The organism is Mesobacillus zeae, from assembly GCF_003570705.1.
GTDB classification, from domain to species: domain Bacteria; phylum Bacillota; class Bacilli; order Bacillales; family Cytobacillaceae; genus Mesobacillus_C; species Mesobacillus_C zeae.
In genome coordinates this window covers 63,052-80,974 of the sequence record NZ_QWVT01000024.1, presented here as the reverse complement: position 1 = coordinate 80,974, position 17,923 = coordinate 63,052, and the positions used below count along the sequence as shown (strand labels likewise).

Annotated in this window: 16 protein-coding genes; 3 read left to right on the top strand and 13 right to left on the bottom strand. The window is 44.9% G+C overall.

Going from position 1 to position 17,923, the window contains the following annotated elements:
- Positions 1-10: 10 nt before the first annotated feature.
- The 9 genes from dnaJ to gpr form a co-directional block, all read right to left on the bottom strand.
- A complete protein-coding gene (gene dnaJ / locus D1970_RS14390; RefSeq protein ID WP_119113570.1) occupies positions 11-1,135 on the bottom strand; it encodes a molecular chaperone DnaJ in 1,125 nt (374 codons plus the stop codon).
- A 171-nt stretch (positions 1,136-1,306) separates the two neighbouring features.
- A complete protein-coding gene (gene dnaK, locus D1970_RS14385; RefSeq protein ID WP_119113569.1) occupies positions 1,307-3,136 on the bottom strand; it encodes a molecular chaperone DnaK in 1,830 nt (609 codons plus the stop codon).
- 30 nt (positions 3,137-3,166) lie between these two features.
- Positions 3,167-3,724 carry a nucleotide exchange factor GrpE gene (grpE, locus tag D1970_RS14380; RefSeq protein ID WP_119113568.1) on the bottom strand — a complete coding sequence of 186 codons (558 nt, stop codon included), beginning with the start codon at positions 3,722-3,724 and terminating at the stop codon, positions 3,167-3,169.
- 138 nt (positions 3,725-3,862) lie between these two features.
- Positions 3,863-4,894 carry a heat-inducible transcriptional repressor HrcA gene (hrcA, locus tag D1970_RS14375; protein WP_119113567.1) on the bottom strand — a complete coding sequence of 344 codons (1,032 nt, stop codon included), beginning with the start codon at positions 4,892-4,894 and terminating at the stop codon, positions 3,863-3,865.
- Positions 4,895-5,012: 118 nt separating this feature from the next.
- Positions 5,013-6,146, bottom strand: coding sequence for a radical SAM family heme chaperone HemW (hemW, locus tag D1970_RS14370; protein WP_119113566.1), 1,134 nt, complete (start codon positions 6,144-6,146; stop codon positions 5,013-5,015).
- Between the two features lie 102 nt (positions 6,147-6,248).
- Positions 6,249-8,084 (bottom strand): translation elongation factor 4, encoded by a 1,836-nt coding sequence (lepA, locus tag D1970_RS14365; protein ID WP_119113565.1) that lies wholly within the window; start codon positions 8,082-8,084, stop codon positions 6,249-6,251.
- Between the two features lie 131 nt (positions 8,085-8,215).
- Positions 8,216-8,560: a YqxA family protein gene (locus tag D1970_RS14360; RefSeq protein WP_119113564.1), complete on the bottom strand. Its 345-nt coding sequence runs from the start codon at positions 8,558-8,560 to the stop codon at positions 8,216-8,218.
- 26 nt (positions 8,561-8,586) lie between these two features.
- Positions 8,587-9,777 carry a stage II sporulation protein P gene (spoIIP, locus tag D1970_RS14355; protein WP_246370001.1) on the bottom strand — a complete coding sequence of 397 codons (1,191 nt, stop codon included), beginning with the start codon at positions 9,775-9,777 and terminating at the stop codon, positions 8,587-8,589.
- 117 nt (positions 9,778-9,894) lie between these two features.
- On the bottom strand, positions 9,895-11,016 hold the full coding sequence (gpr, locus tag D1970_RS14350; RefSeq protein WP_119113562.1) for a GPR endopeptidase: 1,122 nt from the start codon (positions 11,014-11,016) through the stop codon (positions 9,895-9,897).
- 206 nt (positions 11,017-11,222) lie between these two features.
- On the opposite strand from gpr, the gene rpsT reads away from it, so the two are divergent.
- A complete protein-coding gene (gene rpsT, locus D1970_RS14345) occupies positions 11,223-11,483 on the top strand; it encodes a 30S ribosomal protein S20 (RefSeq protein WP_119113561.1) in 261 nt (86 codons plus the stop codon).
- 66 nt (positions 11,484-11,549) lie between these two features.
- On the opposite strand, the gene holA is transcribed toward rpsT, so the two are convergent.
- Positions 11,550-12,566 (bottom strand): DNA polymerase III subunit delta, encoded by a 1,017-nt coding sequence (gene holA, locus D1970_RS14340; RefSeq protein ID WP_119113560.1) that lies wholly within the window; start codon positions 12,564-12,566, stop codon positions 11,550-11,552.
- Positions 12,567-12,895: 329 nt separating this feature from the next.
- Between holA and D1970_RS14335 the strand changes: the two genes are divergently transcribed.
- The gene (locus tag D1970_RS14335) at positions 12,896-13,027 is read left to right on the top strand and encodes a YqzM family protein (protein WP_119113559.1); all 132 of its coding nucleotides are present in this window, start codon (positions 12,896-12,898) and stop codon (positions 13,025-13,027) included.
- 71 nt (positions 13,028-13,098) lie between these two features.
- Here the strand turns inward: D1970_RS14335 and D1970_RS14330 are convergent, their stop codons facing one another.
- From D1970_RS14330 to D1970_RS14320, 3 genes are all read right to left on the bottom strand, one after another.
- Positions 13,099-15,411 carry a DNA internalization-related competence protein ComEC/Rec2 gene (locus D1970_RS14330; protein ID WP_181213203.1) on the bottom strand — a complete coding sequence of 771 codons (2,313 nt, stop codon included), beginning with the start codon at positions 15,409-15,411 and terminating at the stop codon, positions 13,099-13,101.
- A 39-nt stretch (positions 15,412-15,450) separates the two neighbouring features.
- Entirely contained in the window at positions 15,451-16,014 is a 564-nt protein-coding gene (locus tag D1970_RS14325; protein WP_119113557.1) for a ComE operon protein 2, read from the bottom strand.
- 84 nt (positions 16,015-16,098) lie between these two features.
- Positions 16,099-16,773, bottom strand: a complete 675-nt coding sequence (locus tag D1970_RS14320) for a helix-hairpin-helix domain-containing protein (protein ID WP_119113556.1) — start codon at positions 16,771-16,773, stop codon at positions 16,099-16,101.
- Positions 16,774-16,861: 88 nt separating this feature from the next.
- On the opposite strand from D1970_RS14320, the gene comER reads away from it, so the two are divergent.
- Positions 16,862-17,695: a late competence protein ComER gene (gene comER / locus D1970_RS14315; RefSeq protein ID WP_119113555.1), complete on the top strand. Its 834-nt coding sequence runs from the start codon at positions 16,862-16,864 to the stop codon at positions 17,693-17,695.
- Positions 17,696-17,923 lie beyond the last annotated feature (228 nt).

The following is a 17,923-nucleotide window of genomic DNA, read 5'->3' as shown; positions in this document are numbered from 1 at the left end:
AGCTCCAATCTTAGTCACCTTTAAAGGCACGCTTCACTTTCGAAAAGAAGCTTTCTTCATGCTCACCAAGTGGTGTCTGCCCGCTGACATCCGCAAATTCCCTGAGGAGATCCTTCTGTTTATCGGTAAGCTTTGTAGGTGTCATAATCCGGACAATTACATGCTGGTCACCAGTTCCGTATCCTCTTACATTTGGTACGCCTTTGCCTTTTAATCGGAATCTGGTGCCTGTTTGTGTTCCTGCAGGAATTTTCAGTTTGACTTTTCCATGCAGGGTTGGAACCTCAATTTCATCCCCAAGCGATGCCTGCACAAACGTGATTGGCATTTCGCAGTAAATATCGTCCCCATCCCTTTCGAAAAACTCATGAGTCCGAATATGGAAAACAATATACAGGTCGCCTTGAGGCCCCCCATTTATACCAGGTTCACCTTTGCCCGCAACTCTCAGCTGCTGGCCATCGTCAACGCCTGCTGGGATTTTGACAGTGATTTTGCGTCTCTTCTGTACCATGCCAGAACCTGAGCACGTTGTGCACTTGTGCTTGATTTCTTTTCCGGTCCCTTCACAGTATGGACAGGAACGACGGTTTACAATCCTTCCAAACGGCGTATTCTGTTCTACATTGAGCTGGCCGCTACCTTGGCAATGTTTACAGGTTTCAGGCTTTGTACCAGGCTTTGCCCCTGACCCGCCGCATGTGTCACATGTTTCTTCACGAGGAATTTCAATCTCTGTTTCTTTGCCAAACACAGCTTCCTCGAACTTTAGGGTCATTGTATATTGAAGGTCTGCCCCCTGCCTTGGTGCATTGGGATCCCGGCGCCTTCCTCCTCCACCGCCAAAAAACGTGTTAAAAATGTCTTCAAACCCGCCGAAGCCACCGCCAAAATCTCCGCCCCCAAAGCCCTGATTGGGATCAGTATGGCCGAACTGGTCGTAGTGCGCGCGCTTCTGTTCGTCACTTAATACTTCGTATGCTTCTTTAACTTCTTTAAATTTCTCATCGGCATCCGACTCTTTGTTGATATCCGGATGATATTTTTTGGACAGCTTTCGATAAGCCTTTTTTATTTCGTCCTTGGACGCACTCTTGCTGACACCAAGAACGTCATAGTAATCCCTTTTGGACATGATTACCACTCCCGCATCTTTTCACATAAAAATTATTTTAACACTCAACTTTGAAATAACGCAATGATTTCATGAGGAAGAACATTTTCCCGAATGAACTTGCCTCCGGAGTTCAAAGAAAAAGTCAAAGCCAAGAACGTCCTGACTTTGACTTAGATGTTTCCTTGTTTCTTACTTGTTATCGTCTACTTCTTCGAATTCAGCATCAACGACATTGTCGTCTTTAGCTTTTTCAGCACCTTGGTCACCCTGTTGCGCCTGTGCCTGCTTTGCTGCTTCCTCATAAAGCTTAACCGTCAGGTTCTGAACAATTTCTTGTAAAACGTCCTTCTTCGCACGGATTTCTTCAAGGTCATTTTTCTCGATGGCAGCCTTCAGTTCCTCTTTAGCTTCATTCGCTTTTGCAACTTCAGCTTCATCCGCTTTACCTTCAAGATCCTTTAATGTCTTTTCGGTAGCAAAAACCAGCTGGTCTGCTTCATTACGAAGCTCAACTTCTTCCTTGAGCTTTTTATCTGCTTCAGCGTTTTCTTCCGCTTCCCTTACCATTCTGTCAATTTCTTCGTCAGACAATCCAGTTGAAGATTTGATTGTAATAGCCTGCTCTTTGTTGGTACCCAAGTCTTTTGCTTTAACGTTGACGATACCGTTTTTGTCGATATCAAAAGTAACTTCGACTTGTGGAATTCCGCGCGGTGCAGGAGGAATATCCGACAATTGGAAACGGCCGAGCGTTTTGTTGTCGGCAGCCATCTGGCGCTCACCCTGAAGAACATGAATGTCAACTGCTGTCTGATTATCAGCAGCAGTCGAGAATACCTGTGATTTGGATGTCGGAATTGTTGTATTCCGTTCGATCAGCTTTGTGAATACTCCGCCCATTGTTTCTATTCCAAGTGACAGCGGGGTAACGTCCAGAAGGACAACATCCTTCACATCTCCAGTAATAACGCCGCCCTGGATGGCAGCTCCCATTGCAACAACCTCATCAGGGTTGACGCCGCGATGCGGCTCTTTTCCAGTTTCTTTCTTGATTGCTTCCTGTACAGCAGGAATACGGGTTGAGCCGCCGACAAGGATAATCTTGTCAATTTCGGAAGCGTTCAGGCCTGCGTCTCTCATCGCCTGGCGAGTCGGTCCCATTGTGCGTTCAACAAGGCTTGAAGAAATCTCTTCGAATTTAGCTCTTGTCAAATTCACTTCAAGGTGAAGCGGGCCTGCTTCGCCTGCAGTGATGAACGGAAGGGAAATCTGCGTGGATGCTACACCGGATAAGTCTTTTTTCGCCTTTTCCGCCGCATCTTTTAAACGCTGGAGAGCCATTTTATCTTTTGAAAGGTCAATGCCGTTTTCTTTTTTGAACTGCTCAACAAGATAGTCGATGATGACTTGGTCGAAGTCATCGCCGCCAAGCCTGTTGTCACCAGCAGTCGCTTTTACTTCAAATACGCCATCGCCAAGTTCAAGAATAGAGACGTCAAATGTTCCGCCGCCCAAGTCATAGACAAGGATAGTTTGGTCTTCTTCCATTTTGTCGAGGCCGTAAGCTAGAGCCGCTGCTGTAGGCTCATTGATGATCCGCTCTACTTCAAGACCTGCTACTTTACCGGCATCTTTTGTTGCCTGGCGTTCAGCATCGTTAAAATAAGCGGGTACAGTAACAACAGCTTTCGTTACTGGTTCGCCGAGGTAATCTTCCGCATATGCTTTCAAATGTTGGAGAATGATAGCTGAAACTTCTTGCGGTGTATACTTTTTGCCTTCAATTTCTTCCGTATGGGATGTACCCATATGGCGTTTGATGGACATGATTGTATTTGGGTTAGTGATGCTTTGGCGTTTTGCTACTTCTCCAACCTGGCGTTCTCCATTTTTAAATGCAACAACGGATGGAGTTGTTCTGTTTCCTTCAGGATTTGGGATTACTTTTGGCTCGCCGCCTTCAAGAACAGCGACGCAGGAGTTTGTTGTTCCTAAGTCAATTCCGATAATTTTGCTCATGTTCATACCTCCAAATTGTGATATGTAGTCCTATTGATTGACCTTCACCATTGAAGGGCGGATCACTCTGTCCTTCAGGATATAGCCTTTTTGAAATTCTTCGACAACGATGTTTGATCCAAAGTTTTCTTCTTGGACCTGCATGACCGCCTGGTGCATATTCGGGTCAAATTCTTTTCCCTCTGCTTCAATCGGCTCGGCACCTTCTTTTTTAAGTGCTTCAAGAATGCTGCGATATACCATTTCCACTCCCTGCATAAGGGATTTAGCTTGGTCATTGTCAGCTTCCATTTTTAAAGCACGCTCAAAATTGTCCATGGCCGGAAGCAAGTCTGAAATCAGGCTTTGTGCTCTATATTTTGCGCCAGCCTCAAGGTCCAGCCTTGAACGGCGGCGGAAATTGTCAAAATCAGCCTGGAGACGGAGATAGCGGTTTTCAGCTTCCTCAAGCTTGCTTTCAAGTTCAGCGATTCTACCATTCTCCTCGCTGCCCTTTTCACTTTGCTGCACTGTTTCTTCTGCAGTTTCCTCTGGATCGATTTCAGCTGCCACCATTTCTTCCTGCTCCAAATTTTGTTCTTTTTCCATGTAAGTCACCTCCCAGAAATCATTAAAAATAAATATATAAAAAAGCGAATCGGTCATAACGAGATGAAGCCGGCTGCTTTTCCACCTTAAGAACAAGGGACGGGGCATACGCCTCAGCCCTTACCACTATTTCCATGGTCAATCGTTTTGATACAGCGTCGTCAGAACAGCTGACATATCTGCACTGATGAATTTAAGCAGTGGGATAACACGGGAATACTCCATCCTTGTCGGACCTAGCAAAGCAATGGTGCCGATTTTTTCCGCCCCAATGGAATAGGTGGCGGTAATAAGGCTGCAATTCTCCATAACTGAGTTATTGTTTTCCCGTCCGATTTTCACATTGATTCCTTCGGGGTTGCGGCGGATCATTTCGGAAATGCCTTCTTCCTGCTCAATCATCGCCATCAATCCCCTTACCTTATCCAGATCTGTAAAATCAGGCTGCTTCAGCATATTTGTCTTTCCGCCGAAAAATACTTTCTCATTGGAAGGAATTTTGAATGTTTCTGCCAGTACTTCTGTCATTAAATCATAGTTTTGGATATGCTGGCGCAGAAGCACGGCAATTTCTTTATAAATTTTAGCGTTCAAATCGACAAGCGGGACCCCAGCCAGCCTTTCATTTAAGATATTGACCATTTTCTCCACTTCACCGGGACTGATGTTAGCCGGAAAATGGAACGTCCTGTTTTCAACATGGCCCGTATCTGTAACAATGATAGCAATGGCTGTATCAGCATTCAACGGTACGATTTGAAGCCTTCTAAGCCTGTTGTCCTTAACTGCAGGACCTAGCACAATCGATGTATAGCTCGTCATCTCCGAAAGGATTCTTGCAGACTTTTGGACGATTTTCTCCAGCTCATATATCCGTTCTGCATAAATGGATTTGATGATCTGGACGTCTGCTGTTTTTACCTTTTGGGGAGCAAGCAAATGATCGACGTAATATCTGTACCCTTTCTCAGATGGAATCCTGCCGGACGAAGTATGGGTTTTTTCAATAAATCCCAATTCCTCCAAATCTGCCATCTCATTTCTGATTGTCGCAGAACTGAAAGAAATTTCTTCTTTCTTCGACAGGCTTCTCGAACCTACTGGAAGGGCATAACGAATAAAGTCATCAACAATTACCTGTAGGATCAGCACTTGCCGGTCTGTTAACAACACTCATCACCCCTGTTAGCACTCTGGCAACATGAGTGCTAAATCTAATAATAAATTATCAATAATGCGCGGCAATGTCAATGATTACATACTTGATAAAAGTTCATAAAAACATTCATCATGATAGAAATGACTGGAAAACTTCATTCCCTAGCAGCCTGCCTTTTCTGGTCAGGCTGATATAGCCATCTTCCTCTACAAGCAGTCCCGCAGATTTGAGCCTATCGATTTCGTTCTTAAATAACTCATCCGCATCTTTGCCAAATTTTTCATTAAAGTGTCGAAAGGAGACACCCTTCACTTTTCGAAGGCCAAGGAACATCTCTTCTTCCATCATTTCGGTTAATGTCACTTTATGAGTATCCATTACAGGTAACCCCCCCTTATAAAGAGGTTCCATATATTTTTTCAAAGGCCCGTAATTGGAATTGCGGCAGCCATTTACATAGCTGTGCGCGCCAGCACCGAATCCAAAGTACTCCTCATTGTTCCAATACGTAAGATTGTGCCTGCTCTCGTAGCCCGGAATCGCAAAATTACTGATTTCGTATTGTTTAAGTCCATGTCTATCCATTTCTTCCATTAAAATTTCATACATTTCAGCTTCTGTTTCCTCCGCAGGAAGAACCAGCTTTCCTCTGTTCATCAAATTATAAAAAACAGTTTTTGGCTCAATGATAAGTGAGTAGCCGGAATAATGGACAAGATTCAGGCTTAGCGCTGCATCAAGCGTTTCTTTAAAATCATTCATCGTCTGGCCAGGCAGGCTGTAAATAATATCAATGCTGATATTTTCAAAACCAGTGTCCTGGGCATCACTGATGGCCTTATACACATCGGCCGCCCTGTGGCTCCTTCCGATTGAACGAAGCAATTCATCACTGAAAGACTGGACACCGAAGCTGAGCCGGTTCACACCAGCCGCCTTTAATACTTTTAGTTTTTCCTTAGATAAGTCACCAGGGTTTGCTTCAAATGTATACTCGGTTTCGCTGTTAAAAGGCAGGTGTTCACGGACAGCAGCAACAAGATACTCCAGCTGATGTTCGTTAAGCGCTGTAGGGGTTCCTCCTCCCACAAAAATGGACCTAAGGGGAGATACTGGTGTTTCAGCGAGTGTGATTGCAAATTCTTTTTTTAGTGAGGCTAGATATTCCCCGACTGGCTGTCTGTCCATCAGTACTTTATTAAAATCGCAATAATGGCAGATGTGCTGGCAAAAGGGAATATGGATATACGCTGCCTTGACCAACTTCATCACTTCCTGTCAGTGCTTTACCCTGTAAAGCTTGCTATTGAGAAAAAAGAGGCTAGAGTACCCTGTCGCGAAACAAGGTCTTCTAACCTCCATACATTATTTTTTCGGAGTGTTGTCGTCCATTTTCAGTACGGCCATGAACGCTTCCTGAGGTACCTCGACGGATCCAACCTGCTTCATCCGCTTTTTCCCTTCTTTCTGCTTTTCCAATAGCTTTCGCTTCCTGGAAATATCGCCGCCATAACATTTGGCAAGGACGTTTTTACGCATTGCCTTGATTGTGGAGCGGGCAACGATCTTCTGGCCGATAGCAGCCTGGATCGGCACTTCGAACTGCTGGCGGGGAATGAGCTCCTTCAGTTTTTCAACAATGATTTTGCCTCTTTCATAGGCAAAATCATTATGGACAATAAAGCTGAGTGCATCCACCTTTTCGGCATTGAGCAGGATGTCCATTTTGACTAGCTTCGATTGCTTATAACCAATGAGTTCGTAGTCAAATGACGCATAGCCCTTCGTGCTCGATTTCAGCTGGTCGAAGAAGTCGTACACAATTTCCGATAACGGAATTTCGTAAACGATACTAACTCGCGTTTCATCAAGGTATTGCATATCTACAAAGATGCCGCGTTTATCCTGGCAAAGCTCCATGATTGGCCCGACATAATCATTCGGGGCCATCATCGATGCTTTAACGTACGGCTCTTCAATTCTATCTACTTTTTGCGGGTCCGGCATATCGGAAGGGTTGTCCACCTTAATCTCTGTCCCATCCGTCATGATCACATGGTAAATAACGCTTGGTGCCGTTGTAATTAAATCAATTTTAAACTCGCGCTCAATCCGCTCCTGGATAATCTCCATATGAAGGAGTCCAAGGAAGCCGCAGCGGAATCCAAAGCCAAGAGCCTGGGAAGTTTCCGGCTCAAATTGGAGTGCGGAATCATTCAGTTCGAGCTTTTCGAGTGCTTCCCTTAAATCATTGAATCGTGCAGAATCAATTGGGTAGAGACCGCAATATACCATCGGGTTTAGCTTGCGATAGCCCGGGAGCGGCTCTGTTGCGCCTTTTTTCGCATTGGTGATCGTATCGCCGACACGTGTATCGCCAACGTTTTTAATTGCAGCTGTCAGGAATCCGACATCGCCTGCGGACAATGCATCAACAGGAATCGCTTTTGGTGTGAATACACCGACTTCTGTGACTTCGAACTCTTTTCCAGTCGCCATCATTTTCACTTTGTCTCCGACCTTCACAGTACCATCGACCACTCGGATATAGGCAACAACGCCTCGATAAGCATCGTAAAGCGAGTCAAAAATCAATGCCTTAAGAGGCGCCTCGGGATCTCCGTCCGGCGCAGGGACTTTCTCGACGATTTGCTCAAGAATGTCCTCAATGCCGATGCCAGCCTTTGCAGAGGCAAGGACTGCCTCGGAGGCATCAAGGCCAATTACATCTTCAATCTCTCCCCTTACGCGTTCGGGATCTGCGCTCGGGAGGTCAATTTTGTTGATAACCGGGACAATTTCAAGATTATTGTCCAGTGCAAGATACACATTTGCCAGTGTCTGGGCTTCAATTCCCTGGGCGGCATCCACAACAAGGACTGCACCCTCGCATGCTGCAAGGCTTCGGGATACCTCATAGGTGAAGTCGACGTGCCCTGGTGTATCTATTAGATGGAAAGTATATAATTCACCATCTTTTGCATTGTACTTTAACTGAACGGAATTCAGCTTAATCGTAATCCCGCGCTCGCGCTCTAAGTCCATGGAATCCAGCAGCTGGTCCTTCATTTCTCTCGCTGTAAGCGCGTTGGTCTTTTCAAGGATCCTGTCAGCCAGCGTAGATTTACCATGGTCTATATGAGCAATAATGGAAAAATTGCGTATTTTCGATTGCCTTGCCAGTTTTTCTTCTCTATTCATTAGGTTCACTCCTGTTAAACTCGCACATGTACACTGCTATTGATTATAGCAGTACGGATATGAAGATTCAATTTAAAAAAAGTGAGACTGCCGAATTGGCAGTCATATAAAAAACGGGCATGATTAGCCCGCTAGTCTGATTTATCTTTGCCCGTTATCACTTCAATTGTATTTTCAACTACTGCTGATACAAAGTTGGCAAGGTTTTTTCCTAGATTGGAAAAAAAGTTGTACGTCTCCATTTGTTCGAGCTTTTCTTTTTTCTCTTCAAAATTATTTGATGACACCTCAGTTCCAAGAATAGCTGCCTCCTCTTTGCCGTCAGCAGCCTTATTAACGGTAAAAGCGTTTTTGAACTCAGGATCTTCATAGCCTCTCATTTTATCCATTCCGTCATTTGCAAGCTGCATTCCCGCTAGCACGCATAAAAACATGACGGAAGCGAGCAGAAATGCTTTTAACATGAACATTTTCATTTAACACGCCCCCGCTTTTAGAATGGTTAATCAGAAACCTGTCCATTGACTTTTTCCACCTGCCAGTACATCTCACTGAACACATCTGAAAGAGCATCCGCTGAGCGGTACAGCTCTTCAAATGTATTGTCCACTCCTCCGAACTCAATCAGCAAAGCATTCTGGGATAAATCCTGATTGAACTTCCCATTTGTATCAACGCCCCTTTTTTCGATAACACCACGGCTCAATCCTTTGTATTTTTCCTCAAGGCGCTTGTGGAGTTCCGTTGCCAGACGGAGATTTTTCTCATAATTCGCGTGTTCCCCGCCAATAACGAAGGCAAGCTTTGCGTACGGTTGGCCATTAAGACTAATAGTCGTTTTATCTTTTCGGTAGCCATCCCTGTGAATATCAATAAAATAAGTCAGGTTTTTATCCTGGTTCATAGCCGCTGCGACTACTGACCTCGATTCCTGGTAAGATCTCCCGAACCCAAGATTTTTCTCATTAAGCTTATTCGTGATATCCGTTTTGTCTACCGTGGTTCCTATCCCTTTGCTTTCAAGGGTTGATTTCAGCCTGTCCCCAATTTTGGTTACATTCACTTGCGTATGATAGGCTTTGTCTGGATCTGTTACGCCTTTTAAATAGGGAAGGTAGGATTCCCTGTTATGCGTAAAGTACAGGTAGACTACTTTCCGGTCACCGGTTGTAGTAGGCGGAGCTGGAGTGTCCGTCCCTTTCTCTCCATCCGGAATGTTCTCTGTATTCTGGAGGGCCGCTTCCCGTTCTGCTTTTAAAACTTCAATAGGAGGAGCCGACTCCATCGGCATATTAGTATAATTTGTCCCTTCCCCTGCCACTAGTATTTTCCCATCAAACAATGAAAAACCTGGGAGTTCCCTGCCCAACAGGCTTCTTGGGTCATCGAGGCTGATATTAGTCGATAGCCTAAATACTAAATTTGTAAGTTTTAATGAATCCTCTTTTTCTGGAAGAGCTGCCAGGAAAGAGTGGTTTTCCATTCCAATCAAACGGTATAGCCATTTCCCATTTATTTGGTTTGCCGCATGGTTGACCGAAACGGAAGCTGGCCGATATTCAGGCCTGATTGATGTCAATAGTCCGCTCAAAGAAAAAACGGTTACCAAAAACAGCATTAGCCCGAGCGCGATTTTCAGAAGGCTTGTCCCCTGGATCGATACAATCAATCCTGTACCCCTCGTCAGTTTCAAAACATCCACCTCTTTCAGCAAGTCTAGTAAATCATATGACCATGCTGAAAAAGGTAGAACCTTCTCTTTCATATTCAGTAAATGCTTTTAGTCAATACATAGAAGCGGTTTGCAGGCCTAGTGCGCCGTAAAACCGGCATTCCCCTGGTCAACAGCCTGGTGGAGCGCTGCGTTCAGCCCCGACGCAAGCAAGTTGGCCATATCTTCAATGAATACGTCAATTTCTTTAGGAGTAACCATCAGATTATGCCCAAGCGGAGCAAGCACTTCATAGATCAGCTTTCGCTTTTCTTCCTCATCGAGCGTTCCCACCATACCAAGGAACGTGTTGCGTTGCTCTTCTTCAGGCATGTCTTCGTCAGTCAGCTTTTTTCGTTCTCCAAACGTCATACCGGCGGGAATCAGCGCCCTTGAAGGTTTGCCGCCTTCTCTCAATTCCCTCCCAAAATGCTTCAGGATAAAGTCAATCGTATCACTGGTAATCGATACTGCATCAACAACTGTCGGGACACCAATTGCTATAACCGGTATTCCAAGCGTTTCTTGGCTGATTTCTTTTCGCTTATTCCCGACTCCCGACCCTGGATGAATGCCTGTATCAGATATCTGGATTGTGCTATTGACCCTTTCGATTGACCTTGATGCAAGCGCATCAATTACGATGACAAAATCCGGTTTTGTATTCTCCACAACTCCGAAGATAATATCGCTCGTCTCAATTCCGGTAATCCCCATTACCCCTGGTGCCAGTGCACTGACTGGCCGATAGCCATCCTCCACATTACCCGGCTGCAGTTCAAACAAGTGCCTGGTTACCATTACATTTTCACAAACAAGCGGACCCAGCGCATCGGGCGTTACATTCCAGTTTCCAAGACCAACGACCAGGCACGAAGCGTCCTTATTAATGCCTTGGTACTTGAGAAAATGGGCAAATTCTGATGCAAACACCCTCTCTACATCCATTTGGAAACTGCTGTCCTGCTGGCGGATTCCAAGGCCCTCAATCGTTAAGTATTGCCCCTTCTTCTTTCCAAGTGTTTTTTCTCCTTGCTCGGTAACATGGACAAGGGAAACTTTAATGCCATTTTCCTCTTTTTCCTTGATGATTACCCCTTCAAGCTCAGACAGATTTTTGCCTTCATTTACGGATCCGCCCTTTTCGGCAATCACCATTTCTCGGGCTTCCACAGCCAGATCGGTCCTTATTGAATATTGACTGAGATCAACTTCCTTCATTGGCGGCTTCCTCCTTCACTATTTATTTCCTATCTTTCCCATAGACCTTCCAAAACATTCTGCCAGCATGATGAAATTAATCAAGAGTATTGCAATATCAACAGGTGTTTGATAGAATATCATTTGTTCCTAATTTTATTAAAATAAGAAAATGTACTGGAAATCGAGTTCCATAAAATCTCGATGCTTTTTAGGAGGTGAACGGAATGCCAAACATTAAATCTGCAATTAAGCGTGTGAAAACAAGCGAAGCTGCAAATGTCCAAAACACAACTGTAAAATCAGCAATGCGTACAGCAGTCAAAAAAGCTGATGCAGCTATCATGAACAACGACAGCGAAGCAACTGCAGCATTCACTACTGCGGCCAGCAAGCTTGACAAAGCTGCTACTAAAGGTCTTATCCATAAAAATGCAGCTGCTCGCAAAAAGTCCCGCATGATGAAAAAAATGAACGCTAACGGCTAATCGTTGCGAAACAAAAAACGGCCCTGTCAGGCCGTTTTTTTGTTTGCTCCTTTTATTGAGCTAATATTATGCGTGATTGAGTTTAAAGAGAATCATTTCGATGATCAGCTCTTTTTTCAATCCTCCAGTTTTCATTTGGTAATCTCCATCCGCCAGCATTCCCATGATCTCGGCAAGCTCCTGCTCAGAAAAATACCGTGCCTGTCCTGCCGCCAGCTTTACCCGGAATGGGTGAACCTTCAAAATCCCAGCAGCCTGCTGCTGCCCGTACCCTTTGCGGGTCAGCTCTTTGACCTGATAAATCAGCCTGAATTGGCCGGCTATTATTGAAAGGATTTTTAATGGTTCCTCGTTTTGCTTTAAAAGGTCATGATAGATGATCAATGCATCCCCGATTTTCCGGTGGACCACTTTTTCAACGAGATTGAAAATATTTTGCTCAAGAGATCTTGAAACCAGCTTGTCAACAACATCTGCTTCAATCCTGGAACCTTTCCCCGCATAGAGTGCAAGCTTGTCCACTTCACTTGTGAGCATCGATAAATTCGTCCCTGCAAGCGTCAGCATCAATTCAATCGCGCCTTCTGAAAATTCCACGGAATTTTGTACAGCTCTCTCTTTTATCCACTTCTTCAACTCTGGCTCTGTCAGACGCTTGGCTTCTGCTACAACAGCATTTCGCTTAAGCTCCTTTGTTACTTTTTTCCTTTCATCGAGCTTTTCATACGGCGCTAAAAAGACGAGAACAGTGTAAGGAGCAGGTTCCTTAATATACGCTTCAAGCTTCGAAACGTTATGCTCCGCTTTCTTTGATTTCTCCGAGGTCAAAAAAACCGGGTTTTGAAGGATGACCAGACGCTTTTCTCCAATAAAGGGCAATGTCTCAGCATCTTCAAGCGCTTCTTCAAGAGCAGTTTCTTCAAGGTCGTACACTGACAGGTTGAAATCCAATTCTTCGTCATCCAGTATATTTCCTATCAGAAGCTGCTTTGTTTCATTTATGAGAAATGACTCTGTTCCATAAACCAAATAGATTGGCTGTATCTGTTTTTGTTTGATTTGTTTCCAAATATCCAGCACCAATGCCTTCTCTCCGATCACATGCTATTTGCTTAATTACTATGGTAAAGAAGACACGGAGTTTTAGCAACAGAAAATGCTGGAACCTTGCTTGTCCACCGTGTTCTTTCATGGGAGCCGGCCACGAGGACGGCTCCTTTATATTTGAACGCTGCTCCATAAGGCCCGGGAATCCTATAGAGAAGCGGTACAACATGTATGAGGTTGCAAGATTCGACCGCTTTAATTTTGACGCAGGCCGCTTTTATCTTTTACGGATAAAAGGTATATTAGCTTGCTGGCTTTTTTAAATGAAATCGCTTATACTATAATGGAAATAGGGGGGATTGACTGTGAATCAGTTTGAAAAGGAGATCATCAAGCGTAATGATGCGACAGACTCCGCTGTCGGTTTCATCGTTTCATTTGGTTTTTTTGCAACCATGTTCATCATTGCGACAGTCGTTCAAGTCATCGGAAGATAAGGACGGCTACATAAGAGGAAATCTGGGGGACTGCATCATTGCGGTCCCTTTTTCATTTTCCTGATATCATCCTATGGGTTCCATGATGAAAAGGTTCCAGATTCTCCCCTGAAAGAAAATATAACTGCTCCGTTAGTATCTGTCCTTAAAACGCGGGCATTCCTTGCTTGAAGCTCCATGAGGACTTCCTTATGGGGATGTCCATAACGGTTGTTCCTGCCCGCCGAAATAACAGCAATATTTGGGGTAACCTGGTTTATAAATGCTTCTGAACTTGAATGGCGGCTTCCGTGATGTCCTGCTTTCAGAACGTCAATATTAAGGTCAGGGTAGTTTTTCAGCAGCTGCTGTTCTCCCTTTTCACCGAGATCACCAGTGAAGAGCCATGTTTTTCCGCCAATGCTCGCCCATAGAACAATGGAGCCATCATTCTTATCTTTTTGTTTTGATGCAGGCCAAAGCGCCTGGAACTGAGCATTTCCGGCCACCCATTTATTTCCGGCCTCAATCCTCGCCATACGGGTATCTTCCCTTGCAGCCGCAATAATCTTTCTTTCAAGATCGCTCTCCTGTGCAAATTGCGGGAGCAAGACTTCTTTTACATCCATACCTGACATAAGAGAAACAGCCCCTCCGACATGATCGGCATCCCCATGTGTTAATACCAGCTTGTCTATAGATCTAATACCTTCGCTTTTTAAATAAGGGAGGAGGATATCTTCGCCTGTATTGAAAGAATTCCGTTTTTCCTGCCATGCTTCCCTGCTGAAAGCCAGACTTCCTCCGGTATCAATCATGTACGTCCCATGCCGGTAAGGAAGTTCAATGAGGATACTGTCGCCTTGTCCGACATCCAGAAAGACAATTTTCCCTTCGGACGAGGAATAAGGAAGGAAAAACTGGAAGGCAAGCGGAATTGCAGGCAAAATCATTAACCTTGCCATCCGCACTGGAACGGGGTCCTTTTCCAGCAGCAGAAAAAAAAGCAAAATGGCGGCTGACTGGAATGTCAGCATCAAGAACGAGGGTTTTCCAAAGACCACTGAAGACCACGGCAGCGAAGCGAGCAGCCCCGACAGCTTACCAGCAAAACGAACGCTCAATTCAAGAATTCCCTCTACGAATATGGCAGCAACAGGAAAAGTGCAGGCGAGCAGATAATCAGCAATGACAAGCGGAAGGATGACATAAGAAAACAGGGGGACAAATACTAGGTTTGCAGCGAAGGAAATAAAAGAAAATTCATAGAAAGAGAAAAGGATAACAGGGGTGCCGGACAACTGGGCAATGACAGAAACCCCTGCCAGTTTTCCTGCAGCTGATTTAAAGGTCTTTAATATTGAGGAAGACGAGACAATGATTGAAAAGCTTACCAAAAACGATAGCTGGAAACCGGGGTTATATAAGGAGAATGGATCAGCAAGAAGCAGCAGCATAAAGGCAAGTGACAGAGAATCAAGTGACGATATTTTAACGCTAAACCTCTGCCCTGCTAAATAAATCAAGAGCATGATTACCGCCCTGTTGACCGGGGGAGCAAGCCCCGTGAGTACCGCGTAGAATGGCAATGCCGCGATTAAAAGGATTTGCGCCTTTTCTCTTGTGAACCCGATACGAATGAGCAGGTAATATACCAAACCTGCCAGCAATCCGACATGAAGTCCCGAAATAGATAAAAGATGTATGGTCCCTGTTTTCTGGTAGGACTTCTGGAGTTCCGAATCCATCAGTTCCCGGTTCCCAAAAAGCAGGGCGGCAGATATCGCTGCAGTATCCTTGCTCAAATTTTCTTCAAGACTGATAACCTGTCTCTGCCGGAGTCGTTTTATGCTTGTCACTATGCTGCTATGACTCTGTGAATAAGGATTTACGTTCAAAGAGCTAGTACGGAAAACCCAAAAAATTTGTTTCCTGGCAAGGTAAGTACGATAGTCAAAAGCATTTGGATTCGTAGCTGTTTCCGGAACCTGCAGCTTCCCAGTCAATCGGAGCGAGGTTCCTGGGAGTGCATTTTTCTTCAACCACGCTTTTTCATTTTTTGATTTAATCCTGTAGCGAAAAACAATCTTCTCGCCATAAGGCCCGGCCCTCCCGATGCCTTTTAACATATCGCCGTCTGCTGCTGCCTCGTCAATCTGGACCTCTAATTCCTTTTCCGAACCTTTAAACCCAGATTTTAAAGAAGCTACAGAAAAACTGGCAGTCCCAAAAAAGACTATATATACGATAAAAAGCAGAAAAAGAGCCTGGGCAGGGATTTTTTTTGCCAGGATGATATAAAGACTTACAATCATGAAAAAAGCCGAAAACATGAACATGTTTTCAAAAACACTTAGCAGCCCAGCTAGGGCAGCCGCAGAAAAATAAATGAGCTTCCCTTTCATTGCTCCTCCCCTCATTCCGGTAGGATGCCTGCTTCCGTATTAGGTGTGAAATAAGCTCTTTGACTTATCATCGAAATATGCCGCGGTCGTTTCGTCCAAACCATTTTCCTTCAACAGGCCGATCAATGATTCGACTAGCTTCTGCTTTTCTTCATCATTTCCTCCAATCGTAATTGGCAGACTGGCAACCTGTTCTACTTTCACCCCGGCCTTGTTGAATAGTTCAATTGCGTAAGGGTGGTTTTTATAATCCATTGCATAAAAAACGGTCTTGATCCCTGCTTGGATGATAGCCTTGCAGCATTGCAGGCAAGGAAAGTGCGTAACATAAATATCTGCTCCGGATGCCGGAACCCCAAACTTCGCACATTGCAAAAGGGCGTTCATTTCAGCATGAATGGTCCGGACACAATGATTGTCAATCACATAGCAGCCTTCATCAATACAATGGTCTCCTCCAGCAATGGAGCCATTATATCCTCCTGCTATGATCCGTTTGTCCCTTACAATTGTTGCCCCTACCGCCAGCCTTGTACAAGTGCTCCTGAATGACAGCAGGCGGCTTTGTGCCATAAAGTACTCATTCCATGAAATGCGGTCCACTGCGCTTCTTCCCTTCTTTAGCTTTGATCTTATATATCATACTTTATCAGTTTAATGCTTTCCTCTGCATGCTGCAATTTGAAATTAGTTCACCGTAATCTGGCTGGCCAGTTTCTCAAACGTCTTATCTCCGATTCCGCTGATTTCCTTTAAGCCTTCCGTACTTTTAAATGGACCATTTGTCTCCCTGTATTCAATAATGGCAGCTGCTTTTGCGGGTCCGATTCCCGGCAGTGTATCCAACTCGGTTTCGGTTGCTGTATTTAGGTTAACTTGCTGCCCTCCGCCTCCCTGCGGGGATGCTTCTCCGCCAGGTGCAGGCATTATGCTTTCTTCTCCCTTCCTTGGGATATAAACAGCCATTTCGTCAGTTACCTTCATGGCAAAGTTGATCGCTGCAGTCTCTGCATCCTCTGTTACTCCTCCAGCTTTTTCTACAAGGTCAGCCATCCTGTCTCCGGAGCGGATATTGTAGACTCCTGGCTTTCTGACCGCGCCTTTTATATCTGCCATCATATCTGCCTGCGATGCCACTTCCATGGGGCTGGATTGTCCGGGATCATTGTTTGCGTCACCAGCCGGAGCTGGCTGCTGCCCATCACCATTTGAGGCAAATGCCTCTATTGGCCTGTCCTCTCCAGTCCATGCTGAGGGAGCCTCTAGTCCCCCCTCGTCTTTAAAATATCCAACAAGCACAAACATCAGAGCCACAGTTCCAGCAAGGATGTGGATTTTATGCTCTTTCAACCAGTCAGCCATTCGAAAACCACCTTTCATTCAGTAATAAATAAACAGTTTCATTCATACTTTTATACGAGAAATGAATGCAATAAGGAGGGAAGGGATTATGAGAATAGGGATGATTGGTACCGGAAACATGGGAAGGATATTGGCTGAGGCCCTGATGGACGGGAATGCCATTTCCCCCTCCTCGATGATTATTACAAACCGCACATTGTCAAAAGCTAAGGAAATCCAGAGGATCTATCCTGAAATACGCGTGGCAAAAGGGGCAGTAGAAGCAGCAGCCTGCTCAGACCTCATTTTTATATGCGTGAAACCGCATGATGTATATGGCGTCCTTCAGGAGATTAAAGGGGTTTTGGACAGAGAGAAATGCGTGATTTCTATTACCAGTCCAATCAGTGTGGAGGAAATCGAGAGCGTTGTGGAATGTTCATCTGCAAGGGTAATTCCGAGCATTACGAACAGGGCGCTGGCAGGCGTAACACTATTCACCTATGGGAAAAACTGCAGTCCATACTGGAAACATGAAATCAACAAGATGTTTGAGAAGATATCAAAGCCTTTAGAGATAAACGGAAATATTACAAGGGTGGCGTCGGATATCGTCAGCTGCGGGCCAGCATTTTTCAGCTATTTGACACAGCGGTTTATTGACGCGGCTGTAAACGAAACAGAGATTGATAAGGAGACGGCGACAAACCTTGCGGGTGAGATGCTGATAGGGCTTGGAGAGCTTCTGAGAAAAGGATTCTTTACATTGCCGGCATTGCAGGAAAAAGTATGTGTCAAAGGTGGCATCACAGGGGAAGGAATAAAGGTGCTGGAGCAAGAAACAGAGGATATGTTCGAGCTTTTGTTCAGGGCAACCCATTTAAAATTCAGGGAGGACCTTAATAAATCCAGTGAACAATTCGGATCAAATATTAACAGCTGACATGCAGCCTCTATTTTCATCTTATCACCCTTTCAAAGCTGTATCAATAGCGAGTTGGCGAATCCCTGATCATGAAAAAAATCCGGCCGGGCAACGATTGTGCTGCCGGATTTTTTTTTGGGTGCGACATCTGCAAAACGGGTTATTCATTTTCTCTCACAAAAATACCGCAGCCCGAAAGAGCTGCGGCAAAATCACCATATAAAAGTCGGCAAACTGACGCCTCCA